18 protein-coding genes and 1 pseudogene are annotated in these 18,082 nt (G+C 52.6%); 10 read left to right on the top strand and 9 right to left on the bottom strand.

Annotated elements, in window-relative coordinates; translation table 11 throughout:
* Nucleotides 1–11 precede the first annotated feature (11 nt).
* Nucleotides 12–1,640, bottom strand: coding sequence for a DUF3300 domain-containing protein (locus NA330_RS08310; RefSeq protein ID WP_023241687.1), 1,629 nt, complete (start codon nucleotides 1,638–1,640; stop codon nucleotides 12–14).
* Nucleotides 1,641–2,028: 388 nt separating this feature from the next.
* On the opposite strand from NA330_RS08310, the gene acnB reads away from it, so the two are divergent.
* Nucleotides 2,029–4,626, top strand: coding sequence for a bifunctional aconitate hydratase 2/2-methylisocitrate dehydratase (acnB, locus tag NA330_RS08305; protein ID WP_000888956.1), 2,598 nt, complete (start codon nucleotides 2,029–2,031; stop codon nucleotides 4,624–4,626).
* A gap of 31 nt (nucleotides 4,627–4,657) precedes the next feature.
* Here the strand turns inward: acnB and NA330_RS08300 are convergent, their stop codons facing one another.
* Nucleotides 4,658–5,629 carry a DUF4424 family protein gene (locus NA330_RS08300; RefSeq protein ID WP_023241688.1) on the bottom strand — a complete coding sequence of 324 codons (972 nt, stop codon included), beginning with the start codon at nucleotides 5,627–5,629 and terminating at the stop codon, nucleotides 4,658–4,660.
* 138 nt (nucleotides 5,630–5,767) lie between these two features.
* On the opposite strand from NA330_RS08300, the gene NA330_RS08295 reads away from it, so the two are divergent.
* On the top strand, nucleotides 5,768–6,790 hold the full coding sequence (locus NA330_RS08295) for a DUF4431 domain-containing protein (RefSeq protein ID WP_223175027.1): 1,023 nt from the start codon (nucleotides 5,768–5,770) through the stop codon (nucleotides 6,788–6,790).
* The gene (locus NA330_RS08290) at nucleotides 6,787–7,131 is read left to right on the top strand and encodes a hypothetical protein (RefSeq protein WP_223175026.1); all 345 of its coding nucleotides are present in this window, start codon (nucleotides 6,787–6,789) and stop codon (nucleotides 7,129–7,131) included. Before NA330_RS08295 ends, NA330_RS08290 begins: the two co-directional genes overlap by 4 nt.
* 14 nt (nucleotides 7,132–7,145) lie before the next feature.
* On the opposite strand, the gene NA330_RS08285 is transcribed toward NA330_RS08290, so the two are convergent.
* Entirely contained in the window at nucleotides 7,146–8,078 is a 933-nt protein-coding gene (locus tag NA330_RS08285) for a DUF4424 family protein (RefSeq protein WP_023241691.1), read from the bottom strand.
* A 74-nt stretch (nucleotides 8,079–8,152) separates the two neighbouring features.
* On the opposite strand from NA330_RS08285, the gene NA330_RS08280 reads away from it, so the two are divergent.
* Nucleotides 8,153–9,286 carry a DUF4431 domain-containing protein gene (locus NA330_RS08280; RefSeq protein WP_023241692.1) on the top strand — a complete coding sequence of 378 codons (1,134 nt, stop codon included), beginning with the start codon at nucleotides 8,153–8,155 and terminating at the stop codon, nucleotides 9,284–9,286.
* 88 nt (nucleotides 9,287–9,374) lie between these two features.
* Nucleotides 9,375–9,467 (top strand): annotated as a pseudogene (locus NA330_RS08275) (hypothetical protein); the annotation flags it as partial.
* A gap of 39 nt (nucleotides 9,468–9,506) precedes the next feature.
* On the opposite strand, the gene NA330_RS08270 reads toward NA330_RS08275, so the two are convergent.
* From NA330_RS08270 to NA330_RS08260, 3 genes are all read right to left on the bottom strand, one after another.
* Nucleotides 9,507–9,971 carry a hypothetical protein gene (locus NA330_RS08270; RefSeq protein WP_023241693.1) on the bottom strand — a complete coding sequence of 155 codons (465 nt, stop codon included), beginning with the start codon at nucleotides 9,969–9,971 and terminating at the stop codon, nucleotides 9,507–9,509.
* A 121-nt stretch (nucleotides 9,972–10,092) separates the two neighbouring features.
* The gene (locus NA330_RS08265) at nucleotides 10,093–10,293 is read right to left on the bottom strand and encodes a hypothetical protein (protein ID WP_023241694.1); all 201 of its coding nucleotides are present in this window, start codon (nucleotides 10,291–10,293) and stop codon (nucleotides 10,093–10,095) included.
* A gap of 281 nt (nucleotides 10,294–10,574) precedes the next feature.
* The gene (locus NA330_RS08260; protein WP_023241695.1) at nucleotides 10,575–10,898 is read right to left on the bottom strand and encodes a low molecular weight protein tyrosine phosphatase family protein; all 324 of its coding nucleotides are present in this window, start codon (nucleotides 10,896–10,898) and stop codon (nucleotides 10,575–10,577) included.
* Between the two features lie 270 nt (nucleotides 10,899–11,168).
* Here NA330_RS08260 and yacL point away from each other — a divergent pair, with 270 nt between their 5' ends.
* The 5 genes from yacL to NA330_RS08235 all read left to right on the top strand — a co-directional run bounded on the left by yacL (nucleotide 11,169) and on the right by NA330_RS08235 (nucleotide 15,737).
* A complete protein-coding gene (gene yacL / locus NA330_RS08255; protein WP_000384308.1) occupies nucleotides 11,169–11,531 on the top strand; it encodes a protein YacL in 363 nt (120 codons plus the stop codon).
* Between the two features lie 234 nt (nucleotides 11,532–11,765).
* The gene (locus NA330_RS08250; RefSeq protein WP_001022089.1) at nucleotides 11,766–12,719 is read left to right on the top strand and encodes a 2-keto-3-deoxygluconate permease 1; all 954 of its coding nucleotides are present in this window, start codon (nucleotides 11,766–11,768) and stop codon (nucleotides 12,717–12,719) included.
* Nucleotides 12,716–13,987, top strand: coding sequence for a D-threonate kinase (gene dtnK / locus NA330_RS08245; RefSeq protein WP_023241696.1), 1,272 nt, complete (start codon nucleotides 12,716–12,718; stop codon nucleotides 13,985–13,987). The genes NA330_RS08250 and dtnK overlap by 4 nt, the downstream gene beginning before the upstream one ends.
* Nucleotides 13,977–14,960: a D-threonate 4-phosphate dehydrogenase gene (locus NA330_RS08240; RefSeq protein ID WP_000448745.1), complete on the top strand. Its 984-nt coding sequence runs from the start codon at nucleotides 13,977–13,979 to the stop codon at nucleotides 14,958–14,960. The genes dtnK and NA330_RS08240 overlap by 11 nt, the downstream gene beginning before the upstream one ends.
* A gap of 9 nt (nucleotides 14,961–14,969) precedes the next feature.
* Nucleotides 14,970–15,737 (top strand): DeoR/GlpR family DNA-binding transcription regulator, encoded by a 768-nt coding sequence (locus NA330_RS08235; RefSeq protein WP_000678254.1) that lies wholly within the window; start codon nucleotides 14,970–14,972, stop codon nucleotides 15,735–15,737.
* 29 nt (nucleotides 15,738–15,766) lie between these two features.
* Here NA330_RS08235 and speD read toward each other — a convergent pair whose 3' ends face one another.
* The 3 genes from speD to NA330_RS08220 form a co-directional block, all read right to left on the bottom strand.
* Complete coding sequence (speD, locus tag NA330_RS08230; RefSeq protein ID WP_000734276.1) at nucleotides 15,767–16,561, bottom strand: adenosylmethionine decarboxylase; 795 nt, start codon at nucleotides 16,559–16,561, stop codon at nucleotides 15,767–15,769.
* 20 nt (nucleotides 16,562–16,581) lie between these two features.
* Entirely contained in the window at nucleotides 16,582–17,442 is an 861-nt protein-coding gene (gene speE / locus NA330_RS08225; protein ID WP_000829968.1) for a polyamine aminopropyltransferase, read from the bottom strand.
* A gap of 106 nt (nucleotides 17,443–17,548) precedes the next feature.
* A complete protein-coding gene (locus NA330_RS08220; RefSeq protein ID WP_000846613.1) occupies nucleotides 17,549–17,896 on the bottom strand; it encodes a YacC family pilotin-like protein in 348 nt (115 codons plus the stop codon).
* Nucleotides 17,897–18,082: the final 186 nt, after the last annotated feature.

Below are 18,082 nucleotides of genomic sequence, written 5' to 3'. Positions count from 1 at the left end.
ATCTGCTCCGGTTAACGGCGATGAAATTCATGATGTTCAGAAAAATGTTCCCGCGCGGCGGCGCGTTGCTCGGTGTTTAAGTGACTGCCGCGACGGCTTTCCTGCCCGCGTAGCTGTTGCGATTGCCATGACGGCGATCGACTGTCGTTCCCGCTAAACACATTGGCGTGCATATTCTGGCGAAATGCCTGACGCTGTTGCGGCGTAGAGGATTCAATACGCTGGCGGGCGGTGTCTCTCTGCTGTTGTGAAACATGGTGCTGCTGGGCTTTAGCCTTCAGCTCGGAACGATGCTGCTGCGTGGTGGATTTATTCAGTGTCTGCTGCGCCGCCTCGCGACGACTGCTGTTTTGTGTTCCGTCATAGCCACGGTAATTATTACGCTGGGCAATTTGATTTAACTGCTGCGATGCCGCTTTGCGCTGTCTATCGCGGGATGTCTCGCCTGACAGGTTAGCGGGTGATGTATGGCTGCGCTGTTGGAATTGCGTCATGGCCGCCTGGCGCTGACTGTCGCGAGACACTGGCGCTTGCTGCGTTGTGCTTAACCCGCCGCTAACATTGGTGGGATGGAACCGTTGCGCAACGGTATTATTCGGATAGGGGACGCCATTGCGCCAGGCGGGATTATGCTGCCAGCCCATCGTTTGGCCCGGCAGATTTTGCCCGGATATCCGGTTGAAATTATTGACATTGATGTTGATATTATCGCCATTATGTTGATAACCGTTACCACCATGATGGTAATCATCATCATGATGGTCGTCGTCATGGTGGTGATGATCGTCGTCATCCCAGTCTATGCTGCTGAACAACGCATAGGTGGTGGCGACGCCCAGACTATAACCAAAACCTTTAACAAAACTATCGGCAAACTGCTGCCCCGGAGGGGGCGGTAAATACACCGGCGGATAAGCGGTATTGGGCCAGGCGCCATACACCGTCGCGGGGTTATAGTTCGGCACGTACACCACCTGCGGATTCGCGGGTTCAATTTTGATGACGGTCGACGGTGTCGCTGGCGTACTGGCGGATGTGGTGGTTGTTGTTGTCGTCGTGACGGCGGTAGAAGCGCTGGACTTCGGCACGCTGGTGACGGTTTGCTGCGGCGTTGATTTTAGCGAACCGGTTTGTTGAGCGAGCAGACGCAGCCTTTGCACCGCATCCATCACATCCTGTGGCTGGGCTAAGAACGCATCGCCCAGGTTTTGCACCCATTGCGGATTCTCGCCCATAAGCGCCATCAACTGAGGAAAGGCGACCAGCGATTTGACGCTGGGGTCCCACGGTTGGCTGGCCACCGCCTGAATAGCGGCATCGCCCTGCAGCGTGGGGTTATCTCGCGACCACTGGACGGCCTGAACCACGTTCGCCGGGTAGGTGGAGGCCATGAGCACCTGCGAAAGCAGGGCATCGGGATAAAGCGCGACAGGCGCGACCCATTGATCGATTTGCGCAGTGGTAAAGGTCGTTTTCGCGACAGGCGCGGGCACAGCGGTCTGCGTTGGCTCAGAGGCGCGAGCTGCCGCCTGCGCGGGCGCTTCGGGAGCGCGGCTTTTAACATACAGTACGCCCGAAGCGGCAAATAACCCGGCACTGCACACAAGGGCAATGAGATGGGGTTTAAAGGGCAACGTCATTTTATCTCTCCCGATTCCAGAGAATCGCTATGGTCATTATGCCTGCCGCCGACGGGGTGCAGTTTCGCGTGAGTATAAAGGGACGATAGTTTAATTTTTAGCTAATGTTGGGATCGGTAACGTTACGTGACGATCAAAGCACGAAATGAGGTAAGCATTTATGGCTGTAGCTCCCGTCTCAGTAGAGCATTAGACCATCCTTAACGATTCAGCCACTTTTTTATGTTGCTTTTTTGTAAACAGATTAACACTTAAAGAAAATCCTGTTATTGTGCCGTATGCGGTACCGGGCATTTACCCTACTAACTACTGTCTCACAGGAGCGTGAAGAGAATCGCCCATCAACAAAAGCGCCGCATTATGACAATGAGAGCGAGGAGATATCGTCGTGCTAGAAGAATACCGTAAGCACGTAGCTGAGCGTGCTGCCCAGGGGATTGTGCCGAAACCTTTAGACGCAACCCAAATGGCTGCGCTTGTCGAGCTGCTGAAGACCCCGCCTGTGGGCGAAGAAGAATTCCTGTTAGACCTGTTGATCAACCGCGTTCCTCCTGGCGTAGATGAAGCCGCTTATGTTAAAGCCGGTTTTCTCGCTGCTGTCGCGAAAGGCGACACCACCTCCCCGCTGGTCTCCCCAGAAAAAGCCATTGAACTGCTGGGCACTATGCAGGGTGGTTACAACATTCATCCGCTGATTGATGCGCTGGACGATGCGAAACTGGCGCCGATTGCGGCCAAAGCGCTGTCCCACACCCTGCTGATGTTCGATAACTTCTACGACGTCGAAGAGAAAGCCAAAGCGGGCAATGAATATGCCAAACAGGTGATGCAATCCTGGGCCGACGCCGAATGGTTCCTGAGCCGTCCGCCGCTGGCGGAAAAAATCACCGTCACCGTATTCAAAGTGACCGGCGAAACGAATACCGACGATCTTTCTCCGGCGCCGGATGCGTGGTCGAGACCGGATATCCCGTTACATGCGCAGGCGATGCTGAAAAACGCCCGTGAAGGCATTGAGCCGGATCAGCCAGGCGTTGTCGGCCCGATCAAACAAATCGAAGCATTGCAGAAAAAAGGCTACCCGCTGGCTTACGTGGGTGACGTGGTGGGCACCGGTTCTTCCCGTAAATCCGCGACCAACTCCGTGCTGTGGTTCATGGGCGATGACATCCCGAACGTGCCGAATAAGCGCGGCGGCGGCCTGTGCCTCGGCGGCAAAATTGCGCCTATCTTCTTTAACACTATGGAAGATGCGGGCGCGCTGCCGATTGAAGTTGACGTTTCTAACCTGAATATGGGCGATGTGATTGACGTCTACCCGTACAAAGGCGAAGTGCGTAACCACGAAACCGGCGAGCTACTGGCAACCTTCGAACTGAAAACCGACGTGCTGATCGACGAAGTGCGTGCCGGTGGTCGTATTCCGCTGATTATCGGCCGTGGCCTGACCACCAAAGCGCGTGAAGCGCTGGGGCTGCCGCACTCAGACGTTTTCCGTCAGGCAAAAGACGTGGCGGAAAGCAGCCGTGGCTTCTCTCTGGCGCAGAAAATGGTCGGTCGCGCCTGCGGCGTGAAAGGTATCCGTCCGGGCGCGTACTGCGAACCGAAAATGACCTCCGTCGGTTCTCAGGATACTACTGGCCCGATGACCCGCGATGAGCTGAAAGACCTGGCCTGTCTGGGATTCTCCGCCGATCTGGTCATGCAGTCGTTCTGTCACACCGCAGCCTATCCGAAGCCGGTTGACGTCACCACGCATCACACGCTGCCGGACTTCATTATGAACCGTGGCGGTGTCTCCCTGCGTCCGGGCGACGGCGTGATCCACTCCTGGCTGAACCGTATGCTGCTGCCGGATACCGTCGGTACCGGCGGTGACTCCCATACCCGTTTCCCGATTGGTATCTCTTTCCCGGCGGGTTCTGGTCTGGTGGCGTTTGCCGCCGCGACCGGCGTGATGCCGCTGGATATGCCGGAATCCGTGCTGGTGCGCTTCAAAGGCAAAATGCAGCCGGGCATCACCCTGCGCGATCTGGTCCATGCCATCCCGCTGTACGCCATCAAACAGGGCCTGCTGACCGTTGAGAAGAAAGGCAAGAAAAACATCTTCTCTGGCCGCATCCTGGAAATCGAAGGTCTGCCGGATCTGAAAGTTGAGCAGGCGTTTGAGCTGACCGATGCTTCTGCCGAGCGTTCCGCTGCGGGTTGTACCATCAAGCTGAACAAAGAGCCGATCATTGAATACCTGACCTCCAACATCGTCCTGCTGAAGTGGATGATTGCGGAAGGCTACGGCGACCGTCGTACGCTGGAACGCCGTATCCAGGGCATGGAAAAATGGCTGGCGGATCCGCAACTGCTGGAAGCTGATGCTGACGCAGAGTATGCGGCGGTGATCGACATCGATCTGGCGGATATCAAAGAGCCAATCCTGTGTGCGCCGAACGATCCGGACGACGCGCGTCTGCTGTCTGACGTGCAGGGCGAGAAGATCGACGAAGTGTTCATCGGTTCCTGCATGACCAACATCGGCCACTTCCGCGCGGCTGGTAAGCTGCTGGATAACCACAAAGGCCAGTTGCCAACCCGCCTGTGGGTAGCGCCGCCAACCCGTATGGACGCTGCGCAGCTGACCGAAGAAGGTTACTACAGCGTGTTTGGTAAGAGCGGTGCGCGTATTGAGATCCCAGGCTGTTCCCTGTGTATGGGTAACCAGGCGCGTGTGGCTGACGGTGCGACGGTGGTCTCTACCTCTACCCGTAACTTCCCGAACCGTTTAGGTACCGGTGCGAACGTCTTCCTGGCTTCTGCGGAGCTGGCGGCGGTGGCAGCGCTTATCGGCAAACTGCCGACGCCGGAAGAGTACCAGACCTTTGTGGCGCAGGTGGATAAGACGGCGGTGGATACCTACCGTTATCTGAACTTCGACCAGCTCTCTCAGTACACTGAGAAAGCAGATGGGGTGATTTTCCAGACTGCGGTGTAAAAGTGACTGGCCCGGATTTCCGGGCCAGTTTTTACCGCGAAGAATCGTAATAAAAATGGATATCCAGGTTTTCATCGGGCTTGAAGTTTTTTTGTTTAAACTCTAGGGTTAACGGATCAATTTGTTTTAGCGGGTAATTAAAGCAGGGGACAACCACTTCAGTCTCATCCTTCTTATGAATGCGCAAGGTAAAGTCGCCAATGACACCCTCTTTCCAGTTAGCGCCAGTTTTCAGAATATAGCCCAGATAGCCCCAGCCGATATTCGCGCTACCGTCTTCGTTTTTATATTTTATTCCTGCATCCAGCTGTTTTAACGCCTTGCGAGTGGCGGCGGTCAGGCATTGATCGCCGAGCTCATCACCAAGAAGACTGTCAAGGCTGTCAGGCACGCCGGTGGACGTACTGGGCGTGTATGAGTGGTGAATAACGATCTCCTTGCCCGCCGGAAAACGTTGTTGCCAGATAAAATATTGTTGAACGGCAATATTCAGATAGCCGTCATCAAACCACTCTGACGGTAATTGCTGTTTTCCCTCTTTATATCCTTCTTCAATAGAGGCTTTGCCCTCGCGATTGAGGACATGGCGTAGCTGTGGGATCGTCCAGCCGGTTTGCAGTAGTTTCGCCGTAATGTCTTCTTCACCTTTACCGCCTAAGTCATGGATGACTCGCCAGCGGGACTCGCTTTTAACCGGTTTACCGTCCACGCTGATCTTAAAGTTGGCAATACCTTCTGTGCGATCTCCCATATATCGTTGGGAAATAGCCGGCATCGGAAAGGCTACCGGAACGGTAATATCCTGCGCCGAATGATTAATAAATACATAATCGACATTGATACGATCGCTGGCAATCAACAATCGCTCTTTCGCCATGCTGATCTCATTTTGTTGCAGAAATTCAATGGAACCATTGGTTTCCCCGACCGCCGAGTCGTTTGCATAAGCATGATAACTGGTAATAAAACACAGGAGTACGCTCAGCCACTTAAAATATGTCATACCGGTGCATTCCATGTCCGAAACATAATCATTATCATAATCCGGTGAGTGCCGTTTTTCGAGGGAAGAAAAATGCGGTATTATTTATTTTTATTATTAATAATTTGCCAAAATACATTTGCCGAAGAAATAAAACCATTGCCACAAGGTGATACCTGGCGCAAATATATTGCCCTGTCGCTGCGCGATGAAGAAGGGCTTGAGGATGGGCTGTTTAACCTGCGGCGGATTGAAGCAAACAGTAGCATTGCTTACGTTTGTGGCTTAATAAAAGACAAAAACGATAATTTTCTGACGGATGGGCAAAATCAATATCATCTTTATGACCGCGTGATGGCGATAGGTTATCGCTGGAGTTGGGTCAGCGTTGTGCGCTTTGATAAAACCATTGCTTCGCCGCAGGATGTTCACTGCCATTATGGTAAAAACGTACCGTTAACGTCTGCGCTCTTACGTGAGCAGGTCGCCGCGCAAGGGCGCAAAAATATTTGCCAGCCGGTAAAAGCCAGCGACCCGCTGCGAAGCGATATTCTGAACGGCCTGCGCGCCAGTTATATTGGCGACAGCAATAGCTTAACCCTTAACGGCCCGCTGCCGACGGTAAAATTTATCGTCGAAGACCTTTGCGCCACGGAAGATTATGCTTACTTTTTGGGTAAGGCGACGGGAGATAAAACGAGTTTTTTTATCCATGATGACGCCAATAATCGGCTTCGCGTCGTGTTGAAAAAATCCCCGGATGGCGTGTGGCGCCCGCAGCCGGAAAACAACCTGCTGACACAACAATCTAAAGTGAGCTGCGGGTACTATAGCGATGGCACGCTGCGAGAAACCGATTTAGCGCAACTGGCGCAGGCGTGCAGGGTGGAGGGAGACACCGTTAACCTCACCGGCACGCTTCGCCAGCAGGGTGATGGCGAGTCCGCTTACTGGATCCTGACCCCGGATAGCCCCCTTACCTGCGTGCGCGATGCCAATAAGCAGCAGCCTGGCTGGAACCAGACGATGCAACTGGTGCTAACCCCACAAGAGCGGGAATCGCTCAACAATTTGGTCGGTAAAAAAGTCAGCGTCGGCGGCGATATTTTTCTGGCGCTGAGCGCCTCGCATCATACGCCGCTGTTACTGGATAATATTTTTCGCTTAACGGAAATAAAGTGAATGAGAAAGTTTGGGTTATAGGAATGCTATTGATGCTATGCGGCAACGCTGATGCGGCGGCTAAATTACAGTATTTACACGTTACTAACGGTGGGATGATGGCATTTTACGATGACGGTAACGCAAAAATGTGCGCGCGCTGCGAACCGATGGTGCAGAATCTCAAATCAATGAATAACAAGGCGCCTTATGCCCGTTGGAAACAGATGGGGGATGTCATAAAACTGAAGTCGCCAAATGGCGAGAGTGATTATAAATTTTACCAGCAGGGTGAAATTCTTTCTACCTGGTGGATTTTTAATTATAAGACGCTTCATGCGCTCGTGGATTTGAGTGAGTAAAGCGTTTTATGCCATCATTCGTACATAGACGATAAAGAATAAAACGTCACTGCCAAATTTTCCGCAGGCCGGAAATTTTTCTGCTTAAATTCCAGCGTAGTGGCGTTAACCCGCGTCAGCGGCGGCTGAAAGCAGGTGGTGATCGCATCGCCGTGAAGGCGCAGCGTAAACTCGCCGATGTCCCCCTCTTTCCACGCGGGATCACCGGTTAGCACCACATCCATCCGGTTTTGCCCCAAATCTCTTGCCGGGCCTTGCGTCGCCATTAACTGATCCAGCGCCTGCTGTATTTGCTGGCGGTTTTCCGCTGTCGGGCAGGTGTTGTCATTGTCCAGCTCATCCGTTGACATTAGCGCGCTGAGTGACACGCTCGGGGTGTAAACCTGGTGGATAGTCACCGCTTTCCCCGCCGGAAAGGTCTGCTGCCAGATGAAGTTGCGCTGGATAGTAAACTGCGGCTGATTATCCTTAAACCATTCCGGCGGCAGCGCCGGGAGATCCGCCGGAGGCGAAAATTCACCGTCGCTTAGCGCGGCGATCAGTTGCTCCACCGTCCAGCCAGTCTGCTGAAGTTTATCGGTGATCTCTTCCTGCGGAGCATTCAGTACTACGGTCCAGCGTGGTTGCGGGGCCACGATCTGACCATCGACGCGGATTTTAATGTTGCGGATGCCGGGGATGTAATCTTCACCGGCTTCGTTAACGTCGCTAAATGACAGCGGCGGCATGGGGAAAACGACAGGAACGGTAATATCCTGCGCGGTCGGATTCACAAACAAATAATCGGCATTAATCCGCTCGCGTTCAATTAACAGACGCTCTTTCGCCAGTTGAATATCGCTCTGTGCCAGTAAATGCAATGAACTATTCGCCACGGCCTCATTGGCTTGCGCCGGATGAGGCAATACTGTCAGCAATAACGGGAAACCGAACGCGATCTTTTTCATGAGTAAATGATTACTGATAATAACGCAAAGCGCTATTATGGCACCCTCAATGCAATTTTTCGACGGTCACGTTCATGCGTTATTTTTTATTGGTGTTGATGATGGTTTGTTGCAATTTATATGCATCAGATATGTTCCCGCTGAAGCCTGATGAAAATCCACGCGGCGCTATTGCATTAACGCTACGCGAGGAGGTTGGGCTATTAAACGCCCGCTTCGATATCAAGCGGATTGAAATCAACGAGACGCGCGAACTGGCCTATTTTTGCGGCCTGCTAAAAGATACTGACGGTCAGTATATTAAAGATGAAGATGATAAATATTATCTCTTCGATCGTATTCTGCTGGACAGCGGTACCGAAGGGTGGGTGAGTACGGTTTACCTGGATGAAGAGTTTAGCGCGCCGGAGCAAGCAAAGTGCCACTTTGCCGGGAATGTTGACCTGAAGTCACAGGAATTACGCGCGCTGGTGAAACAGTACGGGCGCATCGCAGCTTGCCTGCCGGTAGAAAAAGGCGATCCGTTGCGCACGCAACTGCTTGACGCGGTACGTGAAAACTACGTTGGCGATCTTAATCGTAAAACAACGCTGAATAATACGCCTGTGCCATCCTTCGTGGTGACACAGCTATGCGCGGCGCAAAAATATGCCTATTTTTGTGGCGAACCTGCCAATGCCGATGCTGACTGGTATAGTCAGGATAGTAAAAAGCTGGATGTGGTATTGCAGAAAGACGCTAATAATACATGGTGGTTGCCCGTTCCTCAATTTCAGGGCATTAGTCGCCAAAGCTCACTGGCCTGGTGTAACCACAGCACCGACATTTTGCCAGTCAAAACGGTTGAAGAAATGGCGAAAAAACGGCAACAGCGTTGCGTGCGGGAAGGCGATACCGTGTCATTGCGCGGAATACTGGCAGAGCAAAAAAGCGGCGCGCAGCGTTATTGGGTGGTTAAACTCGAAGAACCGTTAACCTGCGTCCAGGATGCCGACATGCAGGCAGCCGACTGGAATGGGCAAGTGCAACTCTTGTTGAGCGATGAGATCATAGAAAGAGTTAAAGTACAGTACGGCGACGATTTGTTAAACCAAGAAATTGTTGTCACAGGTGATGTTTTACTGGCATTAAGTTCAGATCACCACACGCCACTGGTACTGGAGAATATTGTGGAACTCATGCCCGTGATGGAGGGGCCGGGCTGGTGATGTGAGACTCCCCATTTTTAATGACTGCGTTATTCCGGCGCATAATAAAAGGTCATCGACAGATCGTTTTCCGGCTTCTGCGGAGCTGGCGGCGGTAGATACCTACCGTTACCTGAACTTCGACCAGCTTTCTCAGTACACTGAGAAAGCAGATGGGGTGATTTTCCAGACGGCGGTGTAACAGAGACGGGCCCGGATTTCCGGGACCGAATGGCGCTTCTTATTTATTATTACGCTTCACTTCCCGTAGCCCCGGCAAATACGTAATTACCCCGCCCATTATTGTCCCGGCTACAATCGACGAAATAAGCATAATCAATATTTCATTATATAGTAATGCACTATTGATTATGTCAATACTATATCGCACAAAATTAAACAGCGTCGTGATAAGACCACCTGCAATGGCGCAAAGGATCATCCTGTTAATTATTTTTTGATATAATTTCAGGGGTATCAGCGCGCAGGCGACACCGGTTAACCATGCGGGGAGGAGACTGTATATCCAGCCGGTAATAATCACTAATGCTGGTATTGTTCTGTAGAAACAGAACAAAAATGAGTCTGGTCCGCCAATAATGGCGGGTGAATAGTTTATGACACCTATCGCGGTGGCTGCGCCTATTAACGGCCCAAGCAGAATAAACCAACCGCTATGATAAATTATTCGTCGAAATACAGACATAATGTATCCTTCCTGAATTTTCCTTCAACCGTCTGACAAAAAATACAACTCACTACGGCTCCTCTGTTGATATCGCCCATTGCTGGAGCTCAGTTGAAAAGTGCTTATCAAGTAGCGGAATTCATGTATAGCTATTTCTTTTTTTGAAGCTTTTCAAGCTGCGTAAATCAACGATAAACCCGGTAGAGAGGATCTCATTGCTGTTATCTGCCAGCGGTGAGTACAGGCGGGCAATGGCTTCGGCTGGCGTTTCGTCTGCCAATGCGGCGGCGCTGAATGCGGAAAGGGCAAAAAGCAACGACCATGCGACCAACGATTTCATGACAACGACCCGGATGATAAGGAAGCGTCTGAAAGACTAGCAGGCATCGGCGTGGCAGGGTATTGATGATTTCTGAAAAAAACGCCAGAGGGACACCGGGCTGGTAATGCTATAACTGGATGAGGGGCAGCTATTTTTAATGACTGCGCTCTTCCGGCGCATAATAAAAGTTCATCTAAACGGCGCGCTGTCTGATGTGAAATTTGTCGTCGAGTTTTCGCTTAACGGAGATTAAGTGAATGTAATCGTGATGGATGATGGACATTTCCTTGCGGCAATGCCTATATCTCCAACACTTCCGGCACCAGCTCTTCCAGTTGCCTGACCAGTTCGGGGTCCATGTAGCGGTAGTCGTCGGGGATATCGAGTACGTGCAGGGGCTTATTTTCAATAATACGACGATATTCAGCCATCAATCGGTCTTTATGTTTTTGCTCCATAACGCAGATAACGTCAGCCCACTGAAGTAACCCACCCGACACGCTTTTTTTGGCATTGCGGCTGGTGCCAGCGGAACGGACGCTAAGGCCTGGATAGCGGCGGAACACCTGCTCCGCCGTGGGGCTGCGCCATTGATTACGGCTGCATATGAAAAGCACATTCATTAAATAAATACTCTTCCAGATCGCGCTTCGCTAACGGCGAGTTTGTCAGTCGTGGAGACTCAATACCCCACGGTGCGGCACGTAGCACTTTGTCGGAGCGCGTGTAGATATATTGAAGCGCTGGCGTGACTTTCTGTATGAATAATAAACCGTTTTGGCATTTTTATTTTATCTTTTGTGCGCCCCGCTGTTTTTCTTTCACCGTGCTGCGATAATTACCTCAAGGCGCAATGCGGTATTGGCGCATTGCCAGGGCAGAGGAAAACAATTATGGATTACGAATTTCTGCGCGACGTTACCGGAGGGGTAAAAGTACGAATGTCGATGGGCCACGAGGTGGTCGGTCACTGGTTTAATGAAGAGGTTAAAGACAACCTATCGCTACTGGATGAAGTAGAACAAGCCGCGCGTACGGTCAAAGGCAGCGAACGCTCCTGGCAACGAGCAGGGCATGAATACACGATCTGGATGGACGGCGAAGAGGTGATGATTCGCGCCAATCAGCTGGATTTTTCCGGCGATGAGATGGAAGAGGGGATGAGTTATTACGATGAAGAGAGTTTATCCCTGTGCGGCATGGAGGATTTTCTACGGGTCGTCGCCGCGTATCGGGAATTCGTCAGTAAAGCCTGACCCTCTCTTCGTTATTGTCCCGCAACGCCAGTCGACGGACAGTTGGGGGCGGTAGTGGAAACGAAATCACCACACATTCCAGCCGGGAGTATCCCGGCTTTTTTATTGCAGAATGATTTTTTGATTTTTATTAATCATTTTAAAACTGTGATCTGACGCGTTTGTGATCTTAATTTGATTGAATATAATCGTTATGATTTTATTCAATCACAGCAAGCAACAGGCGGTAAGACCATGAACATCAAAAAAGCAATAGAGCGCGTACCCGGCGGCATGATGGTCGTACCGCTCGTTATTGGCGCAGTCATTAACACCTTCGCTCCACAGGCGCTTGAGATCGGCGGTTTTACCACCGCCTTATTTAAAAACGGCGCGGCGCCGCTGATTGGCGCTTTTCTGCTGTGTATGGGAGCCGGTATCAGTGTGAAAGCCGCGCCCCAGGCGTTATTGCAGGGTGGGACGATTACGCTCACTAAGTTGCTTGTCGCCATCGGCATTGGCCTGGGCGTGGAGCATCTTTTCGGCGCGGAGGGTATTTTTGGCCTGAGCGGCGTGGCGATTATCGCGGCGATGAGCAATTCGAATGGCGGACTTTATGCTGCGCTGGTAGGCGAATTCGGCAATGAGCGCGACGTCGGCGCTATCTCTATTTTGTCTCTTAATGATGGCCCTTTCTTTACGATGATTGCGCTTGGCGCGGCAGGGATGGCGAACATTCCCATTATGGCGCTGGTGGCGGTGCTGGTTCCGCTGGTTGTCGGCATGATCCTCGGCAATCTTGATCCTCATATGCGCGATTTTTTGACCAAAGGCGGCCCGCTGCTCATTCCTTTCTTTGCTTTTGCGCTGGGGGCGGGCATCAATCTGGAAATGTTACTGCAAGGCGGACTTGCCGGAATTCTGCTCGGCGTGCTGACAACGTTCGTTGGCGGTTTCTTTAATATTCGCGCAGATCGTCTGGTTGGCGGAACTGGCATTGCTGGGGCGGCGGCCTCCAGCACCGCGGGTAATGCCGTTGCGACGCCGCTGGCTATTGCGCAGGCCGACCCTTCGCTCGCCGAGGTGGCCGCTGCTGCCGCTCCGCTGATTGCCGCCTCGGTGATCACCACGGCAATCCTGACGCCAGTGTTGACCTCCTGGGTTGCGAAAAAACAGGCGCGTCAGGCTTCTTTGGAGAAAAACGCATGAAAATGATAGTTATCGCCGACGATTTTACCGGATCGAATGATACCGGCGTCCAGTTGGCGAAGAAGGGGGCGAGAACGGAAGTCATGTTGAGCGCGTCGCAAAAACCGTCCCGCCGTGCCGATGTGTTAGTCATTAACACCGAAAGCCGGGCGATGCCCGCAGATCAGGCGGCATCTGCCGTTTATGCCGCGCTTTCCCCGTGGTGTGAGACATCGCCAGCGCCGCTGGTGTACAAAAAAATCGACTCTACATTTCGCGGCAATATCGGCGCCGAAGTGACGGCGGCCATGCGCGCCAGTCAGCGAAAACTGGCCGTTATCGCCGCGGCGATCCCTGCGGCCGGACGCACGACGCTTGAAGGAAAATGTCTGGTTAATGGCGTCCCGCTACTGGAAACAGAATTTGCCAGCGATCCGAAAACGCCCATTGTCTCTTCCCGCATTGCCGAGATAGTGGCGTTGCAAAGTGAGATCCCTGTGTATGAAGTCTTTTTGCAGGATGTCCGACGCGGTGGGTTAAGCGCCTTACTTACGGCTTATGCGGCTGAGGGCGAAGGGATTATCGTCGTGGATGCGGTGGAAGAGCGGGATCTGACGTTGATTGCGCAATCGGCGTGCGAACAACCGTCGATGCCGCTACTCGTCGGCGCAGCGGGTCTGGCGAATGCGTTGCCGGTTGAACTTTTTATGCAAGACCGGCAGCGGCTGCCGGTGCTGGTGGTGGCCGGTTCGATGAGCGAAGCCACGCGACGTCAGGTGGATAATGCGCTGTGCCGGGGACGTGCGGAGGTCGTGGATATTGATGCCGCGCGCATGGTGTCGGATAGCGCGGAACAGGAAATCGCGTCTGTCGTAGAGCAGGCCTGCGCGCTGTTAAGTCAGCATCGACATACGATTTTACGCACCAGCCGTCGCGCAGAAGATCGACAGTTAATCGACGCGCTGTGCGAAAAATCCGCGATGAGCCGTCAGCAATTGGGCGAGCGACTGAGTCAGCGGCTTGGCGTCGTCACGTTAAACATTATCGAGCAGGCGCGGATTGGCGGGTTGTTTCTGACCGGCGGCGATATCGCTACCGCCGTCGCCGGCGCGCTTGGCGCTGAAGGTTATCGCATTCAGAGCGAGGTGGCGCCCTGTATTCCCTGTGGAACGTTTGTAAACAGCGAAATTGACGATCTGCCGGTCATTACCAAAGCGGGCGGATTCGGTTCAGACAGTACGTTGTGTGACGCGCTTTATTATATTGAGGAGATGTATTGTGGAGACTAAAACCGTTGCCATTACCATGGGCGATCCAGCGGGCATTGGGCCGGAAATTATTGTTAAAGCGCTAAGCGAAGACGGTCTCAACGGCGCGCCGCTGGTGGTTATTGGATGCCTCGCAACGTTGAAACGTTTACAGGCGAAGGGCATCACGCCGAACGTCGAGTTACGGGCCATTGAACGGGTCGCCGAAGCGCGTTTTGCGCCCGGCATCATTCATGTGATTGATGAGCCGCTGGCGCAGCCGGAGGCGCTGGAGGCCGGGAAAGTTCAGGCGCAGGCGGGGGATTTAGCGTATCGCTGCGTGAAGCGCGCCACCGAGTTAGCGTTACGGGGCGACGTACAGGCTATCGCTACCGCGCCGCTGAATAAAGAGGCGCTGCACCTGGCGGGGCACAACTATCCGGGCCATACCGAGCTGCTCGCGACCCTGACCCATAGCCGCGATTACGCGATGGTACTTTACACCGATAAACTAAAAGTGATTCACGTTTCAACGCATATCGCGCTGCGTAAATTCCTTGATACGTTAAGTACTGCGCGTGTCGAAACGGTGATTGGCATTGCTGATACTTTCCTCAAGCGTGTGGGTTACGTTAAACCGCGTATCGCCGTGGCAGGCGTGAATCCTCATGCGGGCGAGAATGGCCTGTTTGGCGATGAAGAGACGCGTATCCTGACGCCAGCCATTACCGATGCCCGCGCAAAAGGTATGGACGTTTATGGGCCGTGCCCGCCGGATACTGTATTTCTCCAGGCTTATGAGGGACAGTATGATATGGTGGTGGCGATGTATCATGACCAGGGGCATATCCCGTTGAAATTGCTTGGCTTTTATGATGGCGTGAATATCACCGCAGGGCTGCCGTTTATCCGGACTTCTGCCGATCATGGCACCGCATTTGATATCGCCTGGACGGGAAAAGCAAAATCTGAGAGCATGGCCGTATCGATCAAACTGGCAATGCAACTGGCATAATTCCCTGTTATGAAAGGACAACACCGTCTGGATCTCATTGTGGCGTATCTGAAAAACCATACGCTGGTTACGGTAGAACAGCTGGTTGAGGCGGTTGACGCATCGCCAGCCACTATCCGTCGCGATTTGATCAAGCTGGATGAGCAGGGCGTGATCAGCCGTAGTCATGGCGGCGTGGCGCTGCGGCGTTTTGAACCCGCCCAGCCCACCACCAATGAAAAACAACTGCGATCGCCCGCTGAAAAACGGGCGATCGCACGCGTTGCCGCATCGCTGGTCAATGCTGGCGATGCCGTCGTGCTGGATGCCGGTACGACAATGATGGAACTGGCGAAATGCTTAACCCATCTTCCGCTGCGGGTCATCACCGTCGATCTGCATATTGCGCTGTTTTTAGCTGAGTTCCGGCAAATTGAAGTGACGATTGTCGGCGGTCGTATCGATGACAGCAGTCAGTCCTGTATCGGTGAGCATGGGCGTAAGCTGTTGCGCAGCGTGTATCCGAACATCGCGTTTATGAGCTGTAATTCATGGGGGGTAAAAACGGGCGTGACGACCCCAACGGAAGATAAGGCCGGGCTTAAACAGGAGATTATTGCTAATGCGCAGCGCAAAGTATTGCTGGCGGACAGCAGTAAGTATGGCGCGCATTCGCTCTTTAATGTGGTGCCGCTTGAGCGCTTTAATGATGTGATTACCGACGTCAATCTGCCGCCGTCAGCGCAGGTTGAACTGAAAGGGCGCGCTTTTGCGCTAACGCTGGTGCAGCCGGAGTGACAGCGCCGTCAGGCGCTGCCAGTGGTGAATCAGACCGCAGAAATATTGCGGCCGTAGTAAATCTCGCGCATCTCTTTCCACAACGCGGCGGTGATCTCCTGGCGTTCGGTTTCAGTGAGATCTTCCGGTTTGGTGTGAAACATGTAGTGTTTAAGATCGAACTCTTTAAGCAGCATCTTGGTATGGAAAATATTTTCCTGATACACGTTTACATCCACCATGTCATACAGCGACTTCATATCTTCCGACATAAAATTCTGAATAGAATTAATCTCATGATCGATAAAGTGCTTCATACCGTTGACGTCGCGCGTAAAGCCGCGCACGCGGTAATCGATGGTAACAATATCGGACTCTAGCTGGTGGATCAGGTAATTGAGCGCTTTTAGCGGTGAAATCACCCCGCAGGTTGACACTTCTATGTCGGCGCGAAAGGTGCATAGCCCGCCTTCCGGATGGCTTTCCGGATAGGTATGCACACAGATATGGCTCTTATCGAGGTGCGCCACCACGGTTTCCGGCAGCGGGCCGGGATGTTCGGTTTGGTCGATAAGTTTCGGGTCGATCGGCTCTTCGCTCACCAGAATCGTGACGCTGGCGCCCTGGGGTTCATAATCCTGACGGGCGATGTTCAGGATGTTCGCGCCGATAATGGAGCAGGTCTCCGACAGGATCTCGGTCAGTCGGTTGGCGTTATAGAGTTCATCGATATAGGCGATATAGCCATCGCGCTCTTCTGCGGTTTTGGCGTAGCAGATATCGTAAATACAAAAACTCAGGCTTTTCGTCAGATTGTTAAAGCCATGCAGTTTCAGCTTTTTCAATTTTTATCACCTCCTTAACGTCACTGTGCGGACAGTGCGTCATGTAGATATTGCGGTAGCGCAAATGCAGCGGCATGAATAGCCGGGTTGTAATAGCGACATTTGAGGCCGGCGGCATGAAAACGCGCCTGAATAATTTCGCTCGACAGGTGACGAAGAGCGTCGTTGTCCGTCGCCCAGGCGAAGGTCATAATGCCGCCGTAATAGGTCGGAATCGCCGCCTGGTAGAAGCCGACATCGCTGAAGTAATGACTCAGCTTGCGGTGGCTGTCGAGCGCTTCATCCTGTTGCAGGAAGCACACGCCGTTCTGGGCGACAAAAATGCCGCCCGGATTCAGGCAACGCTTACAGCCTTCATAAAAGGCGGAGGTAAACAGGCTTTCGCCGGGGCCGATCGGATCGGTACAGTCGGAAATGATCACATCAAAGGTCTGATGGGTCTGATTGACGAAATTCACGCCGTCGTCGATCACCAGCGTAAAGCGCGGATCGTCGTAGCTGCCGGCATTGTGGTTGGGTAAATACTGGCGGCAAAACGAGACTACGCCAGCGTCTATCTCTACCATGGTGATGGTTTCGACATTTTTATGCCGGGTAACTTCACGTAGCATTGCGCCGTCGCCGCCGCCGATAATCAGAACGTGTTTCGCATGACCGTGCGCCAGCAGCGGGACGTGGGTCATCATTTCATGATAAATAAACTCGTCGCGTTCGGTGGTCTGTACCACGCCGTCCAGCGCCATCACGCGGCCAAAAGCGGCGTTTTCAAAGATGATTAAATCCTGGTGATCGGTTTTTTCATGATACAGAACGTTGTCTACGGCAAAGTACTGACCAAACTGGTCGTGTAGCGTTTCATGCCACATCGTATTTTCGGCCATTGGCTGATACCTCCATTGTTAACACCCGTAAAAAAAGGGCGCAACATCATAGCTAACAATGACCGTGGATGCACGGTCATTATTTCAGCAATAGGATCGCGGAGGATTATTTAACGTAGGCTAACAGGCTCAGAGAATCGCGGGCCAGAGCTTTGCATTTTTTAGCGACCGGAATACCGATGCCGCTAAGATCGCGGTAGCTGTCTTCGCCCAACGATTTCATATCGAAGGTGTCGTAGTTACTCAGGTCCCACTGATTTTGCTGGGCAAAAAAGACCAGCGCACGGCGAATCTGACTGTTGGGTAAATTTTGGTAACCACAGTCATTTTTCAGAAAAACGAAAACCGCCGTTAAATCGGCCATATCTTCAGCTTCGGATTCAGTAAGCGCATAGCTATTTGCGCATAAGGCCATCAGGCTGCCAAACAACACGGGTCTGAAAAACGTCTTCATTGCTTCTACCACGGCATCAGGGAAAGTCAACGTTAGCATACTGAGAACGTAGCGACGACTTTTATTATCAGGATTGGTCGCGGCGTTTTCATTCTTATTGTATTGCTGTCAGGAATGGTAAAGACGTGTTGCTGGCTTGACCTTCCCGTTAGGGCAGGGTCTAAGCTTAGACACCCGCCTGTTCAT

The sequence above is a fragment of the Salmonella sp. NW722 genome (genome assembly GCF_051702785.1).
Taxonomy (GTDB): domain Bacteria; phylum Pseudomonadota; class Gammaproteobacteria; order Enterobacterales; family Enterobacteriaceae; genus Salmonella; species Salmonella enterica.
Note: the sequence above shows the minus strand (reverse complement) of the source record. Positions and strands in the feature narration are given on the sequence as shown.

Coding starts and splice junctions, on each gene's coding strand:
- dtnK (WP_023241696.1), top strand. CDS start 12,716: ATGAAAATGATAGTTATCGCCGACGATTTTACCGGATCGAATGATACC.
- NA330_RS08310 (WP_023241687.1), bottom strand. CDS start 1,640: ATGACGTTGCCCTTTAAACCCCATCTCATTGCCCTTGTGTGCAGTGCC.
- NA330_RS08250 (WP_001022089.1), top strand. CDS start 11,766: ATGAACATCAAAAAAGCAATAGAGCGCGTACCCGGCGGCATGATGGTC.
- NA330_RS08235 (WP_000678254.1), top strand. CDS start 14,970: ATGAAAGGACAACACCGTCTGGATCTCATTGTGGCGTATCTGAAAAAC.
- NA330_RS08260 (WP_023241695.1), bottom strand. CDS start 10,898: ATGAATGTGCTTTTCATATGCAGCCGTAATCAATGGCGCAGCCCCACG.
- yacL (WP_000384308.1), top strand. CDS start 11,169: ATGGATTACGAATTTCTGCGCGACGTTACCGGAGGGGTAAAAGTACGA.
- NA330_RS08270 (WP_023241693.1), bottom strand. CDS start 9,971: ATGTCTGTATTTCGACGAATAATTTATCATAGCGGTTGGTTTATTCTG.
- NA330_RS08300 (WP_023241688.1), bottom strand. CDS start 5,629: ATGACATATTTTAAGTGGCTGAGCGTACTCCTGTGTTTTATTACCAGT.
- speE (WP_000829968.1), bottom strand. CDS start 17,442: ATGGCCGAAAATACGATGTGGCATGAAACGCTACACGACCAGTTTGGT.
- NA330_RS08285 (WP_023241691.1), bottom strand. CDS start 8,078: ATGAAAAAGATCGCGTTCGGTTTCCCGTTATTGCTGACAGTATTGCCT.
- NA330_RS08220 (WP_000846613.1), bottom strand. CDS start 17,896: ATGAAGACGTTTTTCAGACCCGTGTTGTTTGGCAGCCTGATGGCCTTA.
- NA330_RS08280 (WP_023241692.1), top strand. CDS start 8,153: ATGCGTTATTTTTTATTGGTGTTGATGATGGTTTGTTGCAATTTATAT.
- NA330_RS08265 (WP_023241694.1), bottom strand. CDS start 10,293: ATGAAATCGTTGGTCGCATGGTCGTTGCTTTTTGCCCTTTCCGCATTC.